Below are 22,997 nucleotides of genomic sequence, written 5' to 3' on the forward strand. Positions count from 1 at the left end.
ATTTAATAATTAAAAGCTCAGATTAATCCCCACATTAATAAACTTACTCTGCGGGTAAGTTAAACCGTTGTCGTCCACAATCTCTGCATCAATGCCATAATCATGCATGTTGTCAATGGAAAACAGGTTGTTCGCATTTACATAGAATCTAGCCTTGCTGATTTTGATCCGTTCCAAGACAGCCGTGGGAAGCGAGTAGCCGAGCTCCAGCGTCCGGCAGCGAATGTATTTGACATTCGTCAACCAGAATGTAGAGAGTTTGTTGTAGTTGCTGTGGCCCTTTTCATTAAAACGCATGGCTGGATAATCTCCGGCTACCCAGGGGCTGTTGACATCATAGATATCCTCATGGTGCCAGTGACTCTTATAAAAAAGTTCCTGTAGAGCACCTCCATTCTGATAAGGCCAGCGCATTTCCCAATTGCGGACAAAGGAATAGCCGGCACCAATCGAAAAGTCCATATGAAAATCAAACCCGTTCCAGTTGGCTGCCAAATTGAGTCCTCCGTTAACGATAGGGTCTCTGCCCGTGCCCCATCCCAGAGGCCTGGTGTCATCTTTATTAATGACACCATTGCCATCAATGTCCTTATAAATAAAGTCCCCCGGCAAAAGGGTTTTGTTCCCCTGTCCGTCAATATTGACAGGATAGTTATTGATCTGTTCTTGAGAGGTAAACTGTCCAATCGTAATATATGCCCAGGTAAGGTTCTGTGGTCTGCCCTCCATACTGCTGTAATATTCATCCAGGGAATTAAAGAATCTGGGCTTATAAGTAGAAACAGTGGAGGTTCTGGCATAGGACAGGTTCGCCCCAATTGAGAATGACACTTTACCGGCCTGACCATGATAAGAAAGAGAGCCTTCAATCCCCTGTACTTTATCACGGTTCACATCCAGATTCTCATCAGGCAGGGTGTATCCCAGTTCGCTGGGTAACAACACATCATATTTCTGAGCAGGTATATCGGAGCGTTCTCTTTTGAAGAAGTCAAAAGTACCCGTCAGTTTATTATGGAACATACCAAAATCGAAGCCCAGATCCAGCATGTGGCTCTTGATCCAACTGATATTGGTAACCGGTTGCCCTCTATAATGAGAACTGATCACCGGTACCCCATCCAATATTGCCGGGTTACCATTATTATAATTGTAGGCTTCCAGATAAGAGAACTCATCTATAGGCAAGTCACGGTCATCACCGGTCAATCCATAAGAGCCTCTCAGTTTTAGTTCATTCAAGATGTCCGGGCTGACTAACTTTTGAAAGAACGGCTCCTGCGTGATACGCCAACCGGCAGATGCAGAGGGGAAGGTTCCCCATTTATGGTCAGGGCTGAGGATATAGGAAGCGTCCCTACGTCCTGCCACCTCCAGATAATACTTATTGTTATAATTGTAGCTGATGCGGCCCACATAGCCAATCTTAGACTTGGTTACATCCGCATCATCATAGGTGTCCATCGTAGAGAAATAAATCAGCGGTAATACATTGGTCGTGGGGACCGCATGGACCCAGTTCTCCAGTTCCTGTCTTTTGTTACGTTCCGTTACGAAAGTAATGCCGACAGAATGTTTCCCAAAGGTATGGGCATAGTCCGCCTGCAACTGGATATCGGAGGAGAGTACCATTTTTTGCCTGCGCTCTCTCCAGGGGTTAGAGCTGCCACCGGTAACATTATAACTACTGTCCTTTGGATCAAATGTATAGGCATCGTAGGTATACTCATGGTTATTGAGCAGCTGGTTGGCATAGTAATAACCGAACAGTCCTTTTAAAACCAATCCTTCCAAAGGTGTTTTATATTCAGCGGTCAGATTGGTTTGTAAAACGCGCCAGGTATCACGGTATTTACCAGACAGATGCGTATTAAGCAAACCCCAGTTTTCATTGTTATGTCCGATATTATTCAGGTAATCCGGGTTATCATTGGCAAAAGGCCTTTCCCATGGCGTATTGCGCAAGATAGCAAAGCGGGCTTCCCAGTAATCATCTGTGCCAGGAACCCCCGGATTCTGCCGGTCTTCCACACGTCCATTGATAGAGGCGCCAATCTTTAAGCGCTTGGTGACCTGGGCATCAATATTGCTTTGGATATTGCTCCTGTTGAATTTGTATTCCCGTCCCAGTACAGAGTTCTGGAAGAGATTACTGGCTGATACATAATAGTTCACCTTATCTGACCCCCCCGTGAAGTTCAGGTTGATATTATTGAGCGGTGCATTGCCCTGCACAATAAAATCATGCCAGTCGAAACTTTTATACCCCTCTTCCGTTCCCTGGAGGTATTTATTCAATTCCTCCTGGGAGATCGGGTTTCTGTGCTGATTGATATCAGATTCCACCTTTCCTTTCTGCCAATCGTAATTGTTGACAGTCTTGGGGAAGCGGCTCCAGTTTTGCCAGCCTGTGTATGCATTCAGGTTGATCCGACTGGGGCTGCCGAGCTTGCCACGTTTGGTGGTTACCAGTACAACCCCGTTGGCAGCTTCCACCCCGTAGATGGCAGCCGACGCATCTTTTAATACAGAGATACTCTCAATGTCATTGGGGGAAATATTATTGAACTGGCCTTCATCCTGTGGGATGCCATCAATTATGTATAAAGCAGCCCCCATGTTTCTGATAGAAATATTGGCGCTGGCACCCGGACGACTGTCAGACATCCGGAAGGATACCCCCGGCAGCTTGCCTGCAAGAATAGCGCTCACGGTAGAGCCATTGTGGTTGTTCTCTATATCCTTACTCGAAACCGTGGCAATCGCCGAGGTTACATCAGATCTTTTCTTGTTGCCGTAACCGATAACAATAACGTCATTCAGGCTGCTGTCCGCCGCTTCAATCAGCTGGATCTCCATACTCTCTGTGTTACCCAAAGCGAGTCGTTGGTCTATATAACCGATGAAAGAAACATATAAGGTATCACCCTCATTCGCTTTGATAGCGAAAGAGCCATCTGCCAGACTGAGTGTACCGGAAGCGGCGCTTTTAGCTTTGAGTGAAACCCCTTCCATAGGCTTTCCCTGAGTGTTATAGACATGACCGTGGTAATCATGCAGATCTCCGTCGCCAGTATTACCTGTCTGGTCCTGGGCTAACAGACAATGACTGATGCCCACGATAAGGATGGTGAATAACACAGGACGCAGTATGGGGACGGTCTTAAACAGCCGCCTTCCAGGGATCCGGGTATCACCATTTTTTTGTTTTGATTTAGTTTTCATAAAAAAAATTTTAGGATAGTAATTTGTTAGAACCGGTGTGCTGTAGCATTTATCTGGTAGGCTATCGTGGCATTTACGGTCAATGAGTACAGATTTATTTTTTCAGTTAAGGAATATATTCGCCTGAAATAGCCACCGCCATAGATGATTGCAGTCGTGTTCGTTATTATTTCAACGAATGCGATCAATACCTTAGCTCACAGATGATGACCATTAGCCATCATCTGTGAGCTGTAACAGCAGTCCCTTGAGCTGTTTAGCTGCACCAATTGTAATCACAGCAGATGCGCTACAGTGACTGGTGACAATTTGATTAAATGCAGTATGATTTCTTATATAATTACTTTGCATGACAACAATTTTGTAGTTGATAACTGTAATAATCTGATTTGACTATAGGGCATAAAATGGCCTTTCAGGCCCAGACGCAAACGTTTGCGTTAAAAGGCTTGATAAAACCAGCGTATTACTGGTTCGTTGTTGATATGTTATTCACCGGATTTTACTGACAATCAGCCGGTCTTAATTTGGATACCCATGCTGCTTTCGTTTTACTTTTCTTCAATGTGGCTTTAAATTCCCAGACGAAAAAAGATGTTTGTCAGAAACTTATACGTTTAAGCATGACAGACACACATCTTTCTCAACAGAAGTAATATTTATTCAATAAAAAGTTTACGCATAAAGCGTAATCGTTTGCATTGACAACACAAAAAAATAGCTTTCGCGACGCTTTAATTTTGATTAAACTAGATTTAATAAGATGTTACTACCATCGGTTTTTAATTGCCTCAAATTCCAATTCAAAATCCCGGGCAATGCATAGGACGTTTTTATAAGATTAATCATCGTAATTTATTCAGTTTTACTTCAACGAGGATTTAAATTAATAAATCATTGACAGTAATTTGGCATTTTCAAACGGGATTAGGCAATTATTCGTTATTCATTTAACATTCATTAACATAGTTTGGCGCATTTTTATTAAATAAACGTAAATGAATCAATTCGTTATTTTTGTAATGTCATAAAAATCTTTGATAAGAAGCCAATAGGGCCGTTAAGCCGATTTATGTATTAAAAAGTAGTTTCTAGTATTTTTGAAATGGCGTTTCCGGCAATTAAAAACGGCCTTGAATCATCCTTTTACGGTGAAAGTATACAGCCTTGAGCTGACGGTTATTGCTGAACGGTAGATAAGGTATGTCATTCGCCCCGGTTAGCCAATTTATTAAAACTTTTGGACAGAATGGCGCTAATGTTGGCGTTGAATTTCATCTCTGAATCTATCGGCAAAGAACTCGAAAAGCAAAAAACAGTCAGTGATGTCAAGAGATCTTTGGCGGAGGCATGCGCTTTCTCTTATCCCCTCAAATATTTACATCCATCTTCATTCTATATAAAATCATACATACCGTTTTTCCACCCCAGAACTTTTGTTGCGTCTGCTTTAAGCCAGTTTTTTAAAACAGTTGCATAAACCTTGCGAAAATCCTCTATGAATATGAGATCTCCCTGATCAAGTTTTTGCAGATCGGGTAAGGCATTCAGGATACCTGTTTTCTTCAATCCCCCTGAGATAAAGAACATCTGATTGGCAGTGCCATGATCGGTTCCACCACTGGCATTTTGAGCAACTCTCCTTCCAAATTCTGAAAAAGTCATGATCATTACATCCTTAAAAAGTCCATTTTGTTTAAGGTCCGTTACAAAGGCTTCTACTGCTTTATTCATGGTCTTGAACAGGTTTTCCTGCCTTTGCTTTTGATTAACATGAGTGTCGAAGCTACCAATTTCTACATAATACACACTTGTATTAATATCAGATTTGATAAGAGAGGCGATCGTCTTAAAATCTTTCCCCAATGCAGAATTCGGATAAATCGTGTCTGTTTTTTTAGCTTTGCTTTTTTCGAAGATATAGCCCGCATTGCCAATAGTTGATCCTAAAGTCTGATACAAATACGCCACTGTTTCATCATGATGGTCGTGATGGTCATATAGTGACTTAAAATAAGTCTCCTGACTGGTGCGATACATTTTGGCGGGATCTTTAAAGGCAAAAGCCTTATTGTGTTCACCTTTTAGGGCCAGACTAAGCATATCGTTGATTTCTAATGCCTGTGTCGGATGACCACAGTTATAGCAAGCTTCATCCAGGTACCGCCCTATCCAACCGGTTTCCAGAAATTCATTGCTTTTACTCGCACTCTGCCAAATGTCCATACTTCGAAAATGGGATTTATCGGGCCTGGGATAGCCAACATTGTTTAATACCGCCATCTCTCCATTGTCATACAGCTGCTTGAAAAAGCGCAAAGCAGGGTTGATACCCGCGTCATCGTTAAGAGGTAATGCGTTATTCACGGCGATCGTCTGCCTTTCCCGGAAATAGATATCATTTCTGGTGGGAATAATCGTATTCAGTCCGTCGTTACCGCCACTGAGCTGAAGAATAACCAATACTTTGCCTTTCATTTCCATTGCTCCCGGCAGATTCATGGCTTTCAGGAATTTCGGCACCATAAATGAGGCGCTGGCCAGAGAGGTTAGCTGGAGGAATTCACGTCTTTTAATAAGCATTACACAAAATTTATAGTTTTAACAAAGCTGGTATTCCGGCGTACTCATGATATCAATAATACGCCGGCTGAAATCCCCATCTGCGTATTTTTTTATCAGGTTCCGATTAATACTGCCGTCGTTTAACAGCAGGATCCCGGCCGCGTCCCTTCCTGAAAAGGCCGCTTCTACCTGCGGCCAGAAAATAGACATATGCGGGTTTTTGAAATTCCTGGCGAGGCTTTTCTGTCTTTTAAGGCCCATATCTATATCGTCATCACTGCCAGGGCTCAGATCCAGAGGACGGAGCCCGCTCCATATCTGGGGGATCTGCATCCTGAGTAAAAGCGTGGAACTGTCGATCCAGGCGTTGCCCGATGGCCAGCCCGAAACATTTGGCGGATATAATAACATCTGTCCCAGTAACCTTTGATAAACAATCAGGTTTTCAGGATCATTCATTTTCATAGGGAGCATGCGCATGATGCCAGCCATAAGTTCTATAGGAGATTTTATTTTAGTGCCAATATTTTGTTTGTCATAGAACCAGGAGGACATAAAAATGCCTTCCAACAGCCTGGGAATATCATACCCTGCATCGTAGAACTGCCGGCTTAACGTGGCAACGACCTGTTCATCAATTTGCTCATTTACAAAAAAACGGTATAACTTGGCTGTAATAAAACGAGCGGTCGCCTTTTGCTCTAAAATGATATTCAACACATCATTCCCGTCAAAATTTCCGGTCTTACCTAAAAAGGTCTTACTTCCATTGTCATGAAACTTATCTCTTTTAATAAACGTTCCGTTTCTATCGTAGGACCAACCTGTATAGGCTCTGGCTGCCTCCCGAATATCCGTTTCTGTATAATGCCCCCTGCCCATTGTAAAAAGTTCCATTACCTCTCTGGCAAAATTTTCATTGGGATGCCCTTTCCTATTTTGCTGATTATTGAGGAAGCTAAGCATAGCCGGCGCCTTGGAAACGGCAAATAGAAGATCTTTAAAATTGCCAAGCGCATTTTCCCTGATCACATTTAGAAGTTGCTGGCTTAATTTAGGATTGGCTACTCTCGTGGCAAAATGCCCATGCCAGAAAAAGGCCATCTTCTCTCTCAACTGGTCTTCGGAATGGACCATTTCATGCAGGAAATTAAGGTTGAGTTCTATGTTTTGTTGCCTGTTACGCCGTTGTACCTGCTTTTTCTGTTCGGCGTTCAATTTTGATATCCTGCCGTAATCAAAATTGATCGCCGGGGAATCAAAACGGATGGGTTTAAATGCTCTTTTCTTCACATATCCTTTCCAGATATCTGTGTGATTTTGCATTTCACAGACTTTAATCTGGGTTAAACTCATTCCAAATCCCGCCCGGCTTACCAGGTGCTTATTTTTTGTAAACTCAGAAGCCATACCACTATATTTTATAATTTCTGTCAACTTCTACACAGCAAAGTTATCCCTATTCCCTACTAAATTAACGAAAATCATAACAGGTTGGATCCAAGTCTCCGTTAATTTAGCTCCGGTAGCCTTCGGTCAGGCTGGACGATTATGGCCCGCTCACAGTAAAAAATTGATTTTCATAAGGCCGATAGAACCGATTTATGGATTCCGTATAGGAAATAGCAATTAGATAACCTGTAATTATATAGGAATGGAAAATTGATTTTGATCTTTGCTGTCATAGAATATCAACTTACCAGACTGTAGGCTCCTTAACGGGAATCTCCAATATGAGAACTGATATTATTAGAAATAATGATCCGGGCCTTCTTGGACAGTTCTTTGAAAATTTAATTTAATTACAGCCTTAAACATTGTAATTCATCGACTTGTAATACGTCCGTTAAGGCACTGCAGTTATCAAAGAGCAGAATAAACCGGCTATCTGGGCAATGATCCGCTCTGATAAAGTGACAGTAAAAATTAATTGTTGTATTTTACTGCCATTACCGTGGTCAGGTGGCCAATTTTAAATGAGAGAGTCATGAATCTTATCAAACTATCCGGGTGGCTGGGCGTTATGTTCTACTTGGTAGCCTATTTATTACTAGTCATCAAAAAATTAAGATCAGAGCGCCCCTTATATCATATACTTAATATACTAGGGGCCATCGGGCTGTTGATAAATGCATGGCTGCTTGACGACTATCCCAATCTGGCGGTGAATATTGTCTGGGCATTCATAGCGGTCTATGCGATTATAATGATTGTTAAAAGGTCAAACAGAAATATCAAGTAAGCTAATGGCGTGATCTTTATATCTTTTAAGATTCTCACCATATTCTTTTTTGTCTCTGATCAGGCTTAAATAATAGTAAGCACCATCAACTAATACAAAAATAAGGTCTGCAGTTGTTTCGGCATTCTTTACTTCGATTTCGCCATTCGCGATACATCGGGAAATTAAAGCGGATAGCCGGCTTCGCAGGGCCTTTAAAACGATCCTGTATCTTCCCTGGATGGTCTTATCCCTAAACGTCAAGGCGTAACAACTGTAGGAAACACTGTCGTCAAATAAAAGATTCCATTTGTTAGAGAAAAGCCTTTCAATCACTTTGATCAGCTCTTCCAGTGAGCTGATCGTATTTTTACCTTTGACATCAAAGATCAGAAGATATTTATCTAATATATATTCCACCAAACCATAGAGTAAATACTCCTTGGTTTTAAAGTAATGCATGATCAGACTTGGCTGAATATTAATTAACTGGGCGGTTTTGGCAATTGAGGCATTCTCCAGTCCTTCTTTTTTGGCAAGTTCATAAAAAGCAATAATAATCTCTTTTTGCCGCGGTTCTCTTAGACTTTTTCTTCCCATATAATAATTAAATTTAAATAAGACATACAGGGTATACAACAGGTTATGTTACAAGATTAAAGTACAAATTACATTCATAAAGATAAACAGATTTGCAAACGCAATGTTAATCCAATAAGAAAATTTTTATACAATGATGAATCGATATACTTTTATTGAACATTCAATCAATATATTATTTTATACCTGAGCGCGCAACAAAAAGATGCTGCGTTGTTCCGATCGAAAACGAAGATGCACAGGCCAGGATATACGGGACCCTCAGCGCATGCAGGGTATAATAATGATTACAGTTTTTACATAGAGATTCATTAGGCACTTCCTGCGAGATCGCTCTAGGAAAATATAAAGCGCTGGCAGGAGGCCCTTAAATATGCTGGCGAAATACTGAACTAATTGGCGTGTATCTTTTATTTCAAAGGTAATGCCTGGGTTATGACTGTAGTCATCGCCGGACGATCCTCATAAACCGAATATAAACATAATTAACGCAGAATGGAACTCCTTTATGGTATGAATTACGATAATGAGATTTCAGGCAATCCAGGCGCCTTTTCAACCGGATCGGGTATCGTATCTGTGTTATCAAAACTTGCCGTTCCCAAAATTTACGACGTTACCTGTTTGTTGTACCGGTTTCAAATAATGATAAGAAGTCTGTCATAATCTGTAACGATACAGAAATTCGATAATAAAAAATTAAAGTAACCATTAAAATATAATAAATGATTCGACATTACAGGACCTAGCCATTCAACTGTTCACATCTTCATGTTCGCCAGACAGTCGTCTGATTTTACTATAGGCGATACCATCCATTCGGCATACAAATCTTAACTAATTCATCTAATTGAAAGAACCATGCGAAAGTTCATATTTACAATTGTCTTTTCCCTTGTTTTTTGCACCCTGGCCCTGGCACAAAATATAGAGATTAAAGGCACGATCAGGTCTGCCGCAGATAGCAGTGTGCTGCAAGGCGCCTCCGTTGTTGTCAAAGGAAAAACAGGAGGCTCGATCACCAATACCACGGGCTTCTTTACCATACACTGCCCTGCTGACGCTGTGCTGGTGTTTAGCTATATAGGCTATATAGCTAAAGAAGTGCCCGTAAACAGTCAGACAAACCTACATATCCTTTTAAACCCTGCGTCACAAAACCAGTTAGGGGATGTCGTGGTTACAACTGCCTTGGGTATTAAAAAGGAACAAAAAGCCCTGGGCTATTCCGTTCAGGAGGTCAAGGGAGCTGCCCTTGAAAAAGTTAAAACCTCAACTGCTGTGGGGGCCCTTGTCGGCAAGGTTGCAGGCCTGAATATCAAGAACACCACTGATCTGTTTCGTAATCCCGGCATTTCCCTGAGAGGAGAATCTCCGCTGGTGGTCATTGACGGCATTCCGGATCCCAATGCAGACCCTTATAAAGTTAATGCTGACGACATAGAAAGTGTTACTGTGTTAAAAGGAACAGCCGCCGGCGCCCTTTACGGGGCTATTGGTATCCATGGCGCTATTTTATATACAACCAAAAAGGGAAAGCGGGGCAAACTAAATGTAGAGATCAATTCTTCTACCCTCTTCCAGGCTGGCTATACCAGAATACCAAAGGTGCAGACCATCTATGGTGGTGGTGATCAAGGTAAATATGCCTATATCGATGGCAGTGGCGGCGGACTGGAAGGTGGCGGCTGGATCTGGGGGCCTAAATTAGACCAGAAAGACCCCTCTACAGAAAGTGGTTTTGTAGAATTGCCACAGTATAACAGCCCTTATGACCCCAGCCAGAACTATACCGTTCGGTATGCAGATGGTTCGACCTACACGGGGCATTACAAGCCCCTGCCCTGGGTATCCAGGGGAAGCAATAATATTAAAAACTTTTTCCGGCCTGGTATTTTATCCACCAATAGCATTTCTGCGTCGGTAGGCAGTGACAAGGGGTCATTCAGGGTATCCGCTGCGCATAACTATCAAAGGGGATTAGTGCCGAATACTGCTGTCAATAATTCCACTTTTTCAATAGGAGGTAATTACGCACTGACATCCAAATTAAATATCGATGGCAAATTGACCTATAATAGGGAATACTCGGAAAATTACCCCACAGTAGGCTATAGTCCACAAAATATACTCTACAATCTGATCTTGTGGATCGGCCCCGATGTAGATATCCGGGATTTACGTAATTACTGGGCGAAAGATCAGGAAGGTATCCAGCAAAGAAACTACAATCTATCTTGGTATAACAATCCTTATTTTCAAGCTTATGAATATCTGAATGGCTACGTTAAAGATAATACTTTTGGACAGGCGACCATGACTTATCAGTTCAATAAGGATTTTTCCCTGGTATTTAGAAACGGGTTTAATGCATACGGAGAAAATACGGAGATCAGGGTGCCAAAAAGCTATATAGGATATGGCGATAAATCCCTGGGCAATTATTCAAATGCCAAAACCAACTATTTTGATATCACCTCTGATTTAATACTGACCTATAAGCATACCTTCAGTGATTATCTAAAGATCAACCTGACAGCAGGTGCTTCTAATTCCTATAGAAACAGCAAATATCTGTATGCTGCCACGGACGGCCTCACAGTGCCCGACCTATACACACTGAGTAACTCAATCAATCCCGTTAGCGGCTTAAGCTCCCTGCAGGAACGCAGAACCGCCAGTTTGTATGGAACGGCTGATATTGAAGCCCTGAAATTCCTGTATTTTTCATTTACCGGCAGAAGAGATCAGACCTCTACCCTACCTGTTTCAAACAATGCCTATTTTTATCCATCAGTAGGTGTTTCGGCCGTGTTGTCGGACGCCTTGCAGCTACCTGAATTCATCTCGTTTTGGAAACTGAGAGCTTCCTGGGCACAGGTCAATACAGGTATTATTGATAACAATGATGCGTATTCCCACATCCTGACCTATAGTAATGGCATCAAGTGGAATAGCGTTCCTTCACTTTACTGGCCCACCTCGGTCATCAACCCGGTTTTGATCCCTCAGACAACAAAATCAGGGGAATATGGAATGACATTGGGATTGTTTAAAAACAGGATCAATATAGATGCCACTTTCTTTAGAAATGTCAACTCCAATAATTATGTCCGGGGACCGCAGTCTCAGGCCAGTGGCTACACCAGCGTCTTACAGAATGCGGATGTCTATCTTAAAAAAGGCTGGGAATTTATCGTAAGCGGTGTGCCGTTCAAAAATGCAGATTTCAAATGGGAGACCACACTTAACTTTAGCAATATCCATGAATGGCTGCAGCAGGCGACGCTTTCCGATGACGGATATATCGGCACCTATTTAAAAGAAGGCGCCAGAACCGATAAGCTCTATATCAGCGATTATCTGACCCCGGACGGCAGAGCCATATACGGCAGCGACGGATATCCCGCCAACACCGGAGCTACGCTTACCGGAGGTGTATATGGTTATACACTGGGTTACAGTGACCCAGATTGGATCTATGGATTTCAAAACAGTTTCACCTACCGGAATTTTCAGTTTAGCTTTTCCTTTGACGGCCGCCTCGGAGGTTTGATCTACTCCTCCACCAATCAGAAGATGTGGTGGGGCGGCACAGCTCCCGGTACCGTTACCAAATACCGTGATGATGCAATTGCCGGTAATAATACCTATGTCGGCCCGGGCGTGATAATTACTGAGGGCAGTGTTACCTATGATGACCATGGAAACATTCTGGAAGATACCAGAAAGTATGCTCCTAACACGACACCGGTAAACTATATCAGCTTTATGCAATCCACTTCAGGTGGCATGTCCAACAATTATTTCTATTACAGTGGTTCTTACTTAAAACTCCGAGAAATAGCACTGACCTATACCCTTCCTGAAAAGTGGGTAAAAGGTATTTGTAAACAGGCATCCCTTTCGCTAATCGGCAATAATCTGTTCTTGCTCTCAAAGATTCCCAATGTCGATCCGGATGCCGAAGCAGATAATTTACAATCCCCTTCTATCCGGAGTATGGGCATCAACCTCAATGTTAAGTTCTAAACCACTATTGTCCAATACAGTTATTCTAAAATACTTTCACATGAAATATTTAATGATTATAAGTGCGCTCTGCCTGGTCATGGCAAGCGTATCTTGCAAGAAATTCAGTGATTTTCAAAATAACCCTAATCTGCCTACGGTAGCCGATCCTTCTTCGCTGCTCCCTTCCATTGAGGCTGATGCATTCGCTAACATCTCAGCAGATGCAGATCTGGCCAGCAGGTACCTGGTGTACACGCAGTCGAAGGCTGCTTCTCAATATTATAGCTGGACTCGCAGCGGCTTTAACTATGAGGCCATTACCCAGGTCGTCAAAATGCAACAGGAAGCCAGGAGAACAGGCAAAACCAATTATATCTATCTGGGTAAGTTCTTCAGGGCGTATTATATGATTGGTATGACAATGGCTTTTGGTGATATTCCTTATTCCCAGATGATGCAGTCCATCGAGGGCGGTAAATTTGACGCCGGTGCGGTAAAACCTGTCTATGACACACAGGAACAAATCTTTGAAGGTGTTTTGAAAGAGCTGAAAATCGCCGCCGACTCACTTTCTGAAGCAGGTGGTGGTATCGCTGGCGATATTATCTACGGTGGCAATATTACAAACTGGAAAAAACTCATCAACTCCTATACACTGCGTGTATTAATGAGCCTTTCAAAAAAAACAACCGTTGGCTCGGTTCAAATCTCGCAGCGATTTAAAGAGATCATTGAGTCTCCGGAGAAATACCCCATTTTTCAATCCAATGAAGACAATGGCGCATTGCCTTATTATGCATTAGCAGCAAACCGGTATCCTTATTTCAACGATAACAGTATGAAGACCGACTATTATTTAGACAGCAGCTTTGTGCGTATCCTGCAGCAACTAAAAGATCCGAGGCTCTTTGTTTATGGAAGGCCCACGCCGAATGCAGCCGGTTCCAATATGCCGCCCGACGATTTCGATGCCTATGGGGGACTTAGGGGGAGTGCCACACTTGATTACAATACAAGTAAAAAAGGGAAAGGAACCGCCTCACAGATCAATAAGCGGTATGCATATGACTCCATCAATGAGGTGAGTCTTCTGATGGGCTATTCAGAAGTAGAGTTTTTAATGGCTGAGGCTGCTGCTAGAAAATGGATCAATGGCGATCCGGGGGCTTATTATAGGAAAGGAATTGAAGCGGCAATGAATTTTTCTATGTATGAAACCACAAGTATTAGCGGTATCTCTTATACGCAGCAGGACATTGCCCGGTACCTGGCTCAGCCTTCCCTCCTGCTCCAGCCGGGTAAGGAAATTGAGCAGATTATTACCCAAAAATATATCAGTATGTTTATGCAATGCGGATGGTGGCCGTTTTATGAGCAGCGCCGCACCGGTTTTCCGGATTTTGACGTGGCCGGCGGCGGTGTAACCAATATGGTGAATGGAAAACCTGCGGTGGCGCTTCGTTGGAATTATCCCACCGACGAATACACGAATAATGATGAGAATCTGGAGCTGGCCGTCAGGCGCCAGTATACCAATGGAGATGTTATCAATGGGAAAATGTGGTTGCTCAAATAGAATGCATCCAGAGAAATAAAACCATCTTAAACCTCGTTGATGACAGCTGATCTGTTATATTTGTTTAAACCGGCCGTCACTCCGGTCCGAACACTGAATATATACCGCCTTGGCTATAGGTTTTAAGAATAAATTTATCAGCAATGAAAATTGCCAAAACAGACACAACGAACAATATGACGACAAAAACCACCACAAGAAGAGAATTTTTAAAAAATGCGGCGATCCTGTCCGGAGCGGCGGGGCTGTCCAGCGTCCTGCCTTTTTCCATCAAGAGAGCTATGGCGATCAATGCGGAGAAGGGAACCACGTTTTTGGACGCTGAACATGTTGTGTTCCTTATGCAGGAAAACAGGTCCTTTGATCACATATTTGGTACTATGAAAGGCGTAAGGGGTTTTAATGACCCCAGAGCCAAAACTTTACCTTCGGGGGATAAAGTCTGGATTCAGCGTGATAAAGACGGCAAGGCCTACCCACCCTTTCACATCGATATCCAGAAAACGAAAGTCACCTGGGAGGGAGGCCTCCCGCACGGCTGGCCAGACCAATCTGCGGCCAGAAATCGCGGCAAATACGACCAGTGGATTCCAAATAAAACAGCCATGACAATGGGGCATTACCAAAGAGAAGACGTGCCTTTTTATTACGCTATGGCGGATGCCTTTACTATTTGCGATCACAACTTCTGCTCTTCTCTGACAGGCACAACTCCTAACAGGCTCTTCTTCTGGACGGGTAATATCCGCCCTGATCTAAAGAGTGATTCCGTGGCTGCAGTACTGAATTCCTTTGCAGAATCCAGAGACAATGCCTATGTTGACTGGAGTACCTTTCCCGAACTTCTGGAAGACAATGATATTTCCTGGAAGATCTATCAAAATGAGCTCTGGACCGCTAATCTACAACCCTCCAGCACGGACTACTGGTTAGGGAACTATGGCGATAACGCCATCGAATACGTTACCCGGCACAATGTCAAGCTCTCCGCATATTTCAGAAAAAACGGCGATAAGAGTGTGAAGCCAGATCTAAGCCCTGAACAGGTACAGGAAAAATACGCCAAGCTATCTGCTAAGCAGAAAAATCTGGTAGATAAAGCCTTTACCACGAATATCGACGATACGGGGGATTATCTTCGACTGGCTCCGTTTACTTTTACCGATGACAAGGGCAAAAAGTGGACGATCGAGGTACCTAAAAACGATATCTTTCACCAATTTAGGCAAGACGTCCAAAGCGGCCAGCTGCCAACGGTTTCCTGGCTGGTTGCGCCACAGAGCTTTTCAGACCATACCAGTTCTCCACTTTATGGTACCTGGTATGTATCACAGGTGCTGGATATTCTTACCCAGAACCCTGAAGTCTGGAAAAAAACAATTTTTATATTAAATTATGACGAGAATGACGGTTATTTTGATCATCTGTCTCCTTTTGTCGTACCTAAACCGGGCGATCCCCATGCCGGAAAAGTATCTGAATCGATAGATACGCTTGCTGATTATCATCAAAAAGACGATGCACCTATCGGGCTCGGCTACCGGGTACCCATGATCATCTGCTCCCCCTGGAGTAAAGGAGGCTACGTCAATTCACAGGTCACTGACCACACATCCACTTTAATGTTTCTGGAAAATTTTCTGAGTAAGAAAACTGGAAAACAGATCAGGTCCCCTCATATCAGTAGCTGGCGACGGGCCATTTGTAGTGACTTATTCTCTGCATTCAGGCCCTATAACGGAGAACAGGTCCCCCTACCAGATTTTCTAAACAAAGATGCGTCCATTATCCGCATACAAAATGCTAAGAACAAGCCTCGCCAGTTACTACCCGATCCACTGACTGATGAAGACAGGAAGTTGATCAATGGCAGCCCATCATTTGACGGGAAAGTAGCCGGTTTAATACCACACCAGGAATCCGGTATCAAAAATGCGTGCGCGCTGCCAATGCAGTTATTTGCGCATTGTATCGTAGATAAGGATACAGGTATCCTTGAATTGAGTTTTGCCAGCAGCTCTCTTCCCGGAATAGATAAAAACAGCATTAAAGGTGCCCCGTTTAACATGTATACGACAGGAAAATACAAAGGTGAAGCAGGCAAAGTATGGAATTATGCCGTTTCGGCCGACAGGACACTTTATGATCAGCTTCTGTTAAGAGATTTTGCCGACGGAGCATACGCGTTAAAAGTGGATGGGCCAAACGGGTTTTTCAGGGAATTTACCGGTAGTCGCCAGGATCCCCAAATCAATATCCAGTGCCAGTATGAAAAGAACGGAAAGAAAATAAGCGGTAATATCGCCTTGGAAGTCGAAAATAAAGAGAGACAACCGATTGAAATAGAACTTTTGGATAACGCCTATAAAACAGCGCATCACAGCCTCGTTATTGGACCAGGCCAACGGAAAACTGTCATTATCGCCTTGCAGAAGCAGCATCATTGGTATGATTTTACCCTTCGGGTAAACAACAAGGATCAATACGCCAGACGCTTTGCAGGACATGTTGAAACAGGGAAGCCGTCTATGACGGATCCCTATATGGGCGGGATCGTATAAGTGAAAGGATGCCCGCTTCAGATATTCGGGTGGCATAAAGACAGCAACAAGTAAACCGTCTTGTGCCACTGTTTCAGCCATCCCGTTGGCGGACTATTTTCTTCGTCTTTTCGTAAACCAGCCTCTTATTGCTAAATTTGCCATCATTATATTTACACAGATGTCTCCTTTATAGAATTTGCGGAGACGTCTGTTTACGCTAAACAGTATTCTCGATTAATTTTCAGATAGTTATGTCCGTGTTTGACATCCTCAAGACGCAAAAGGAGGCACTTGACCGACAGGCACAAAACCTTCGGCGCAAGCCAACAGATATATTTATTCGGCTCGATTTTGATCAAAAAGGTGCTTTTATCCAGACAATAGATAAGACAGGTAAGGAAACGCTGATTGATCCTAACCTGTTTTCCGGTGCAACCCGGCATCTTATTCAATCCGTCAATGCCATATCAGACAAAAATGCTTTTTTAATTGACTGGGAGAATCCCGGCAGCCGGCTCTACCTGCATGACTACCCGCATTTAATAGCGCCGCTAATGAGTAGCGGCTTGCTGGTGAATAACGGCCTTAGGCCGGTTAAAACCGATAGCCGGGAGCAGAATATGGGCAATACGGATCAACCTGCTATTTTAAAACTCCGGTTACAACCGCATACACCAGCAGAAAAAATTGTTTCGAAAGACAGTAACGCCAACAAAAGAAATACAGCGCCCAGATTTATTTATGTTCCGTTGCATGCAAAATAAAATTTATGATGCGTTCCGGATTAGCCAGGCTATGTGGATGGTGGAACATGCCGGGCTTATGGATCACTTCGATCGCCCCGCCAAGGGCGCGTATATTCTTTACAAAGGGTGTCGTATTTTCAGAAACCGGCACGACCGTGTCAGCGTCTCCAACTACATGCAGCATCGGGTAGTGTCCCGCTATGATCTCCTTAGCCCGGTATATCGGTGCACCCCGGAAAGCTACTGCCTGCTGTTCTGATCGTAGGCCGTAATCTTTTTGAAACAATGCCCAGTCGGCTTGACTTCCAGGGCCGGTTCCTTTTCCACCGGGCCAGCTTTTAAAATCCAGCACAGGGGCATCGGCATAGACACATGCTACTTTTTCAGGATTGGCCGCGGCCCAGTTATAAATATATATCCCTCCCCTACTATATCCTTCCAGGGCGACTTTGGCATTTAACCCCAGCCGGGTATGCAAAAATGCGTAAAACTTGTTCCAGATATCTATACACGCCTTATTGCCATATAACTCGGCGACATCACAATAGGCGAGATAAAATCCCCTTTCCAATAGTCCAAGCTCGGCCTGGGGCTGATTGCCCCAGAATCTGGCTCTCCATATCCAGGGATTGCCCTTCTCAAAAGCATAAGGTCTGACAATCTTGCACTCCCGGCCCTCAAATTTGAATTCCACACATTGATATCCATGATAGTTCTTAATACTTGTCGGAGAAGGTATCTTTTTAAAAAAGCGGTCATTGTGGGCCGGCGTCAGCTGCAACTGCTCATACAGGCGTTGCGCAATCCTTGTATCGCCAATGGAATTCGGATGAATTTTATCGAATAATTCGTTCTCCCTGCCCAAAAACATGGGGTGAAGGTCGATGAACTCAACCTGCTTTTTAAAGGCGACTGATTCACACATGGGTATGATCTTTTTTACAATTACCGGATCATAAATGGAGTTTGAGTCAGCATTGAAAGTAGCTATGGGCAGAACCATTATGACCCTTGGGTGGGTTGACAAGGCGCGGAAAGAGTCAATTAAATCACTATAGTCTCTTTCAAACTGATTAAAATAGGGTCGATTGACAGCTTTGCTGTCATTGGTTCCTAACATGATAAAGACGACATCAGGTTTAAAAGCCATTGCATCGTGAAACGCTTTCTCCTTCCAATAGGGATGATTGCCATTACGAAGTAAGGTTCTGCCGCTGACACCGAAGTTCCTGACATCATATCCATCGCCTAGCATTGCCTGCAGTTGACCCGGATAGCTGTTCTGTTCTCTCGGGTTTATACCATAACCAAAAGTGATGCTATTGCCTACGCAGGCGATTCTTCTGGCCTTCTGACTAAAACATTGAATCGATAATAGCAGAATCAGAAATATAAATATGGGCTTCAAAAATTTAGGCTTTAATAACATTATATAACGCTCTATGATTATAAGTAAATCTACAATTTAACCTGATCAGGATATGGCACCCACTGCCCTGTACTTTTTAAAACAGTCATTTGGGCATGCTGCTGTTTTAATTTTTTTGTAAGTAGCCTTGCTAACTCTTTGGTTTTCTGACGATTTTCCATTGACAGATCATGTACTTCCTTTATATCTTCTTTCAAATTATACAGTTCGAGCCTGCCATACTTTTCAAAATAAATCAGCTTCCAGTCTCCTTGACGGACCGCACAAGTCCAGGAGCAATCCTGACTTAAGTGGCCTCCGGACCATCCATTGGGAAAATTCCAGGTCAGTGTACGGCTGTTGTCCCTAAAGGAGGGTTTACTAAGATAGGGCACCATGCTTTGACCATCTATATGCTGCACAACGGCAGGCTTTCTAATACCTGCCATTTCCAGGATTGTAGGGAAAAAATCCTGAATGATCACATATTGATCACAGCTACTTCCCTCCCTGGTAACGCCCGGCCACCTTACCATCATGGGTTCCCGGATACCGCCTTCATATAACGACCCCTTACCATTACGGAGCGGATAATTCTGGCTGTTTTCCTTTCCCTGACGGGGTGCATGAGAAAACCCGCCGTTATCCGACATAAAAATTACGATCGTATTTTTCTCTAAGTCATTTTTCATTAAATATGTCAGTAAGTCTCCGAAACTCTTATCCATCCCCTCAATCAGTGCACAATAAGCCGCCTCCGGTATCGTAAATCCCTTGTCCAGGTATTTTTGAACAAATCTCTTGTCAGGGTTATAAGGAAGATGCACGGCGTACTGCGCCATATATAAAAAAAACGGCTTGTGCAGACTTCTGGCTGTATCCATTGCCTTTTGGGCCTCAATGGTCAAGTCTTCAGTCAGAAAACTGGGCGTATGCCAATACTGTTGCATATTGGGAATATCTGCACGTACATTAAAATGGGCTGGATCATAGCCAAAATCATCTTCGGCAAGGTATGACGCGGGATTACCGGCGGCACTGCCGCCAATATTTTTCATGAATCCTAAATTCAACGGATTAGCCCCCGGTGTTTGATAGGCACCAAAATGCGCCTTTCCGCATTGAATTGTATAATAGCCATTGTCTTTTAAAATCTGAGGCAGTGGTGTTACGTAGACGCTTCTTGGGTCACCAGGTACCGGAGAAAGACCATTTACATTCCATTCAGGAGCTTGCATCTGGCTGTCCTTCGCATCAACCGCTTTATTTTTGAACATAGTCCAGTTGGTGACCTTGTGGCGGCCGGCATCCATTCCTGACATCAGGCTTACCCGAGAGGGCGTACAGATAGAATTGGCATAGGCATTGGTAAACTTTTCAGCTGTGGCCGCAAAATGAACCATATTGGGTGTCTGGAACTTTTTGTTTTGTGCAGTAATACTATCCCAAAAAGGAACGGAGCAGTCCTCCCATCCCATATCATCTACCAGAAAGAAAATAATATTAGGCCGGTCAGGACTTTGCTTTTTTACGTGCTTTTGCTGTCCTCGCACCCATAGTATCGGCATTAAGAAAGAAACTAGAATATATTTTCGCATTATTGATAATTTTTATTTTAATTGCTTATCAAGAAACCCGGAACGCTAAATAACGCAATCTTCATTTCTGCTTTCGAACATTTTTAGTTCTTTTTTTAATGAATGGAATCAGACTTTCTGCCAGCAATTCTACCCGCCTGAGCTATTCTTTGATATTATACTGCAAATTATCCGGCAACTTTGGAAGCTGATCTCTGTCGACGATAAAGCAGCCTTCTACGGCTCTGACTGTTTTCTGTTGTGCCTCTCTTACCCAAGATGCGGTTATACGAAACAAATATACTGTAACACAGAGTATGTCATTAACATTATGTTGATGTTTATTGGTATTATTTTAATAAATTATTGGGAGCGAAAATCAGAATGACCTAAAAAGACACTACAGATTCACGTTGAACAATTTAAATAAGAATAGATTAAGGTGCATCGCCCAATTCTAGCGGCAAATGACCTTGAGGCCTTTTTGCTAAACATTTGGCGAGTTATCTATTATTATTTTTCGCCAAAACTTCGATTTTTTTTTGTTTTGGCGAGATATAAGTGCTCACAACATGCCAAATATTGTAGGGACCGAAAAAACAGCTGAATAATTATTAAAGAAAGAAAAAGACGCGACAGTAACTGCATTATGCAGTTCTTCTGGCAACAGGCATCTTACATGCCCATCTACCTTAGCTAATGTGTCAAAAAAAGAAGCTGCCCAAAAAATTGAGACAGCCTCTTTGCAATTACACAATAAACAGTACAAAACATTTAGCCTGAGCCTTTGGCTTACACCTATTCATTACTGGAATAACCAGGGTTTTGCTTTAAGATATCATTACTCAGATCAATTTGTTTCTGCGGCACCGGAAAATAATACAGTCTGTCATTCCAGACCCTGTTTTGAGCCGGAGATTTACGAAGGTCATAAATAGTCTTCATGACCTGCGGCGCGATCTTCCAGCGACGGATATCCAGATAACGTTGTCCTTCCAGCGCCAGTTCAATTCTTCTTTCATGACGAATGAATGTGCGCAGGCTTTCCTTGCTGCTGTATTTACTTCTGTCTACCCCAGGCATACCGGCTCTTTCTCTGATCTGATCCAATGCATCATATACTGAGATATTAGGCCCGGCATACTCATTTTCTGCCTCAGCATACGACAAAAGAATCTCCGCATAACGCATCAGTATAACATTGTTGTAGTTATCGACTTGTTCTTTGTAGACATCCGGATCCACCATCTTTCTAAAATTGTAACCGGTCTTGGAGTTATTGCTGCCACCAATGATCCATTCGAAGCTATACCCTTTTTCCAGCGCGTTCCATGGGCTGCCATTAAACATAATGGTCGCATAGAAACGCGGATCACGATTCTTATATTCATTGTAGAATCTGGCGTCTTTCGCGCCATACCATTCAGCTCTCTGATCGGCGGAGACGGGCGTTACGGCTTCACCGGTCTTATAGCTGTCATATGCGTCTACGAGTTGCTGCGTCGGAGTAACTGAGCTCCAGCCGCCCAGTGTACTCGGGGGTAAGTAGGTGTTTAAATAATTGGGATCCTGCTGGACAATATAATCTCTCTGGAAGATGATCTCATTGCTGGTCTGCCCGGCCTTTTCAAACAGACCTTCATAGCTGCGCAGTCCCAGTCTAAACTTACTTTCGTCTGCGCTGCTAGAGAAATTTACCCATTTGCTGTAGTTATCCAGCTTATTATCGCCTGTCTCTGCTGTCACTTTATAAAGACCATAGGTGCCAAGATCCATCACTGCTTTCGCAGCGTCAGCCGCTGCCTTCCATTTAGAAGCGTCGTTACCCGTATTGAAATAAGGGCTGGCGTCCGTCAGTAAGATCCGGGCCTTCAGTGCCAGCGCTGCGCCCTTGGTCGCTCTGCCATTATCTGCAGCGTCATAACTTACGGGTAATACGGCGGCAACCGTATCCAATTCTTTGATCAGAAAATCCACGACTTCTGCTCTGGGCGTCCTGGGCACATCCACCTGATCAATTTCAAGAGCCGTTGTTATCAAAGGATAATCGCCATACTTAACAACACGGTCCCAATAAAACCAGGCTCTTAAAAACCGCACCTGAGCCTTATATTGGGCTAACTGTTCTGCATCGATCGTCGCCTTATCACAGTTGTCCAGGAAAAAATTAGCCCTTCTGATATCAGTAAATCCCCAGCTACCAGTTAAATCAGTGGTGACATCACCCGAACTCATTACGGTTGCTGAACTTTCCCAGGGATACTGCGCAAAGGCATCATCACTCATGGCAGCATCATAAATGATACCATCTCCGCCTAATTGATTATATACCCCTGTTACGGCCTTTTCAATATCTGCCGCTGAATTCCAGAACTGTTCTGAGGGAACCGCATTTTCCGGCAGACGATTGAGAAAATCCTTGCTGCATGCACTAAATAATAACCCGGCCCCTACCATGATAGCGATAACGGGTTTATGTATATTGTATTTCATGATCATTTTATTTTTAAACTGACTATTCA

The 22,997-nt window shown here is 43.2% G+C and carries 12 protein-coding genes; 5 read left to right on the forward strand and 7 right to left on the reverse strand.

Annotated features, from left to right (window positions below):
• Positions 1–9: 9 nt before the first annotated feature.
• The 3 genes from K9M52_RS18335 to K9M52_RS18345 all read right to left on the reverse strand — a co-directional run bounded on the left by K9M52_RS18335 (position 10) and on the right by K9M52_RS18345 (position 7,200).
• Positions 10–3,225: a SusC/RagA family TonB-linked outer membrane protein gene (locus K9M52_RS18335; RefSeq protein ID WP_224069894.1), complete on the reverse strand. Its 3,216-nt coding sequence runs from the start codon at positions 3,223–3,225 to the stop codon at positions 10–12.
• A 1,395-nt stretch (positions 3,226–4,620) separates the two neighbouring features.
• Positions 4,621–5,808: a DUF1501 domain-containing protein gene (locus K9M52_RS18340; protein ID WP_224069895.1), complete on the reverse strand. Its 1,188-nt coding sequence runs from the start codon at positions 5,806–5,808 to the stop codon at positions 4,621–4,623.
• 18 nt (positions 5,809–5,826) lie between these two features.
• Positions 5,827–7,200: a DUF1800 domain-containing protein gene (locus K9M52_RS18345; RefSeq protein ID WP_224069896.1), complete on the reverse strand. Its 1,374-nt coding sequence runs from the start codon at positions 7,198–7,200 to the stop codon at positions 5,827–5,829.
• A gap of 577 nt (positions 7,201–7,777) precedes the next feature.
• On the opposite strand from K9M52_RS18345, the gene K9M52_RS18350 reads away from it, so the two are divergent.
• Positions 7,778–8,032, forward strand: a complete 255-nt coding sequence (locus tag K9M52_RS18350; RefSeq protein ID WP_224069897.1) for a CBU_0592 family membrane protein — start codon at positions 7,778–7,780, stop codon at positions 8,030–8,032.
• Here K9M52_RS18350 and K9M52_RS18355 read toward each other — a convergent pair.
• A complete protein-coding gene (locus K9M52_RS18355; protein WP_224069898.1) occupies positions 8,012–8,611 on the reverse strand; it encodes a TetR/AcrR family transcriptional regulator in 600 nt (199 codons plus the stop codon). The genes K9M52_RS18350 and K9M52_RS18355 overlap by 21 nt on opposite strands.
• Positions 8,612–9,472: 861 nt before the next feature.
• Here K9M52_RS18355 and K9M52_RS18360 point away from each other — a divergent pair.
• The 4 genes from K9M52_RS18360 to K9M52_RS18375 all read left to right on the forward strand — a co-directional run bounded on the left by K9M52_RS18360 (position 9,473) and on the right by K9M52_RS18375 (position 17,508).
• On the forward strand, positions 9,473–12,643 hold the full coding sequence (locus tag K9M52_RS18360; RefSeq protein ID WP_224069899.1) for a SusC/RagA family TonB-linked outer membrane protein: 3,171 nt from the start codon (positions 9,473–9,475) through the stop codon (positions 12,641–12,643).
• Between the two features lie 40 nt (positions 12,644–12,683).
• On the forward strand, positions 12,684–14,201 hold the full coding sequence (locus tag K9M52_RS18365; protein WP_224069900.1) for a SusD/RagB family nutrient-binding outer membrane lipoprotein: 1,518 nt from the start codon (positions 12,684–12,686) through the stop codon (positions 14,199–14,201).
• A gap of 143 nt (positions 14,202–14,344) precedes the next feature.
• A complete protein-coding gene (locus K9M52_RS18370; RefSeq protein WP_224069901.1) occupies positions 14,345–16,762 on the forward strand; it encodes a phosphocholine-specific phospholipase C in 2,418 nt (805 codons plus the stop codon).
• Between the two features lie 233 nt (positions 16,763–16,995).
• Entirely contained in the window at positions 16,996–17,508 is a 513-nt protein-coding gene (locus K9M52_RS18375; RefSeq protein WP_224069902.1) for a hypothetical protein, read from the forward strand.
• Here K9M52_RS18375 and K9M52_RS18380 read toward each other — a convergent pair.
• The 3 genes from K9M52_RS18380 to K9M52_RS18390 form a co-directional block, all read right to left on the reverse strand.
• Complete coding sequence (locus tag K9M52_RS18380) at positions 17,480–18,898, reverse strand: GDSL-type esterase/lipase family protein (RefSeq protein WP_224069903.1); 1,419 nt, start codon at positions 18,896–18,898, stop codon at positions 17,480–17,482. The two genes, K9M52_RS18375 and K9M52_RS18380, sit on opposite strands and share 29 nt — an antisense overlap.
• A gap of 50 nt (positions 18,899–18,948) precedes the next feature.
• Entirely contained in the window at positions 18,949–20,496 is a 1,548-nt protein-coding gene (locus K9M52_RS18385; protein WP_224069904.1) for a sulfatase, read from the reverse strand.
• A 777-nt stretch (positions 20,497–21,273) separates the two neighbouring features.
• Positions 21,274–22,968, reverse strand: coding sequence for a RagB/SusD family nutrient uptake outer membrane protein (locus K9M52_RS18390; protein WP_224069905.1), 1,695 nt, complete (start codon positions 22,966–22,968; stop codon positions 21,274–21,276).
• Positions 22,969–22,997 lie beyond the last annotated feature (29 nt).

Source organism: Arachidicoccus terrestris, from assembly GCF_020042345.1.
GTDB lineage: Bacteria > Bacteroidota > Bacteroidia > Chitinophagales > Chitinophagaceae > Arachidicoccus > Arachidicoccus terrestris.

Excerpts from the sequence above, each read along its gene's own strand:
- K9M52_RS18335 (WP_224069894.1), bottom strand. The coding sequence starts at position 3,225 with ATGAAAACTAAATCAAAACAAAAAAATGGTGATACCCGGATCCCTGGA.
- K9M52_RS18340 (WP_224069895.1), bottom strand. The coding sequence starts at position 5,808 with ATGCTTATTAAAAGACGTGAATTCCTCCAGCTAACCTCTCTGGCCAGC.
- K9M52_RS18345 (WP_224069896.1), bottom strand. The coding sequence starts at position 7,200 with ATGGCTTCTGAGTTTACAAAAAATAAGCACCTGGTAAGCCGGGCGGGA.
- K9M52_RS18350 (WP_224069897.1), top strand. The coding sequence starts at position 7,778 with ATGAATCTTATCAAACTATCCGGGTGGCTGGGCGTTATGTTCTACTTG.
- K9M52_RS18355 (WP_224069898.1), bottom strand. The coding sequence starts at position 8,611 with ATGGGAAGAAAAAGTCTAAGAGAACCGCGGCAAAAAGAGATTATTATT.
- K9M52_RS18360 (WP_224069899.1), top strand. The coding sequence starts at position 9,473 with ATGCGAAAGTTCATATTTACAATTGTCTTTTCCCTTGTTTTTTGCACC.
- K9M52_RS18365 (WP_224069900.1), top strand. The coding sequence starts at position 12,684 with ATGAAATATTTAATGATTATAAGTGCGCTCTGCCTGGTCATGGCAAGC.
- K9M52_RS18370 (WP_224069901.1), top strand. The coding sequence starts at position 14,345 with ATGAAAATTGCCAAAACAGACACAACGAACAATATGACGACAAAAACC.
- K9M52_RS18375 (WP_224069902.1), top strand. The coding sequence starts at position 16,996 with ATGTCCGTGTTTGACATCCTCAAGACGCAAAAGGAGGCACTTGACCGA.
- K9M52_RS18385 (WP_224069904.1), bottom strand. The coding sequence starts at position 20,496 with ATGCGAAAATATATTCTAGTTTCTTTCTTAATGCCGATACTATGGGTG.
- K9M52_RS18390 (WP_224069905.1), bottom strand. The coding sequence starts at position 22,968 with ATGAAATACAATATACATAAACCCGTTATCGCTATCATGGTAGGGGCC.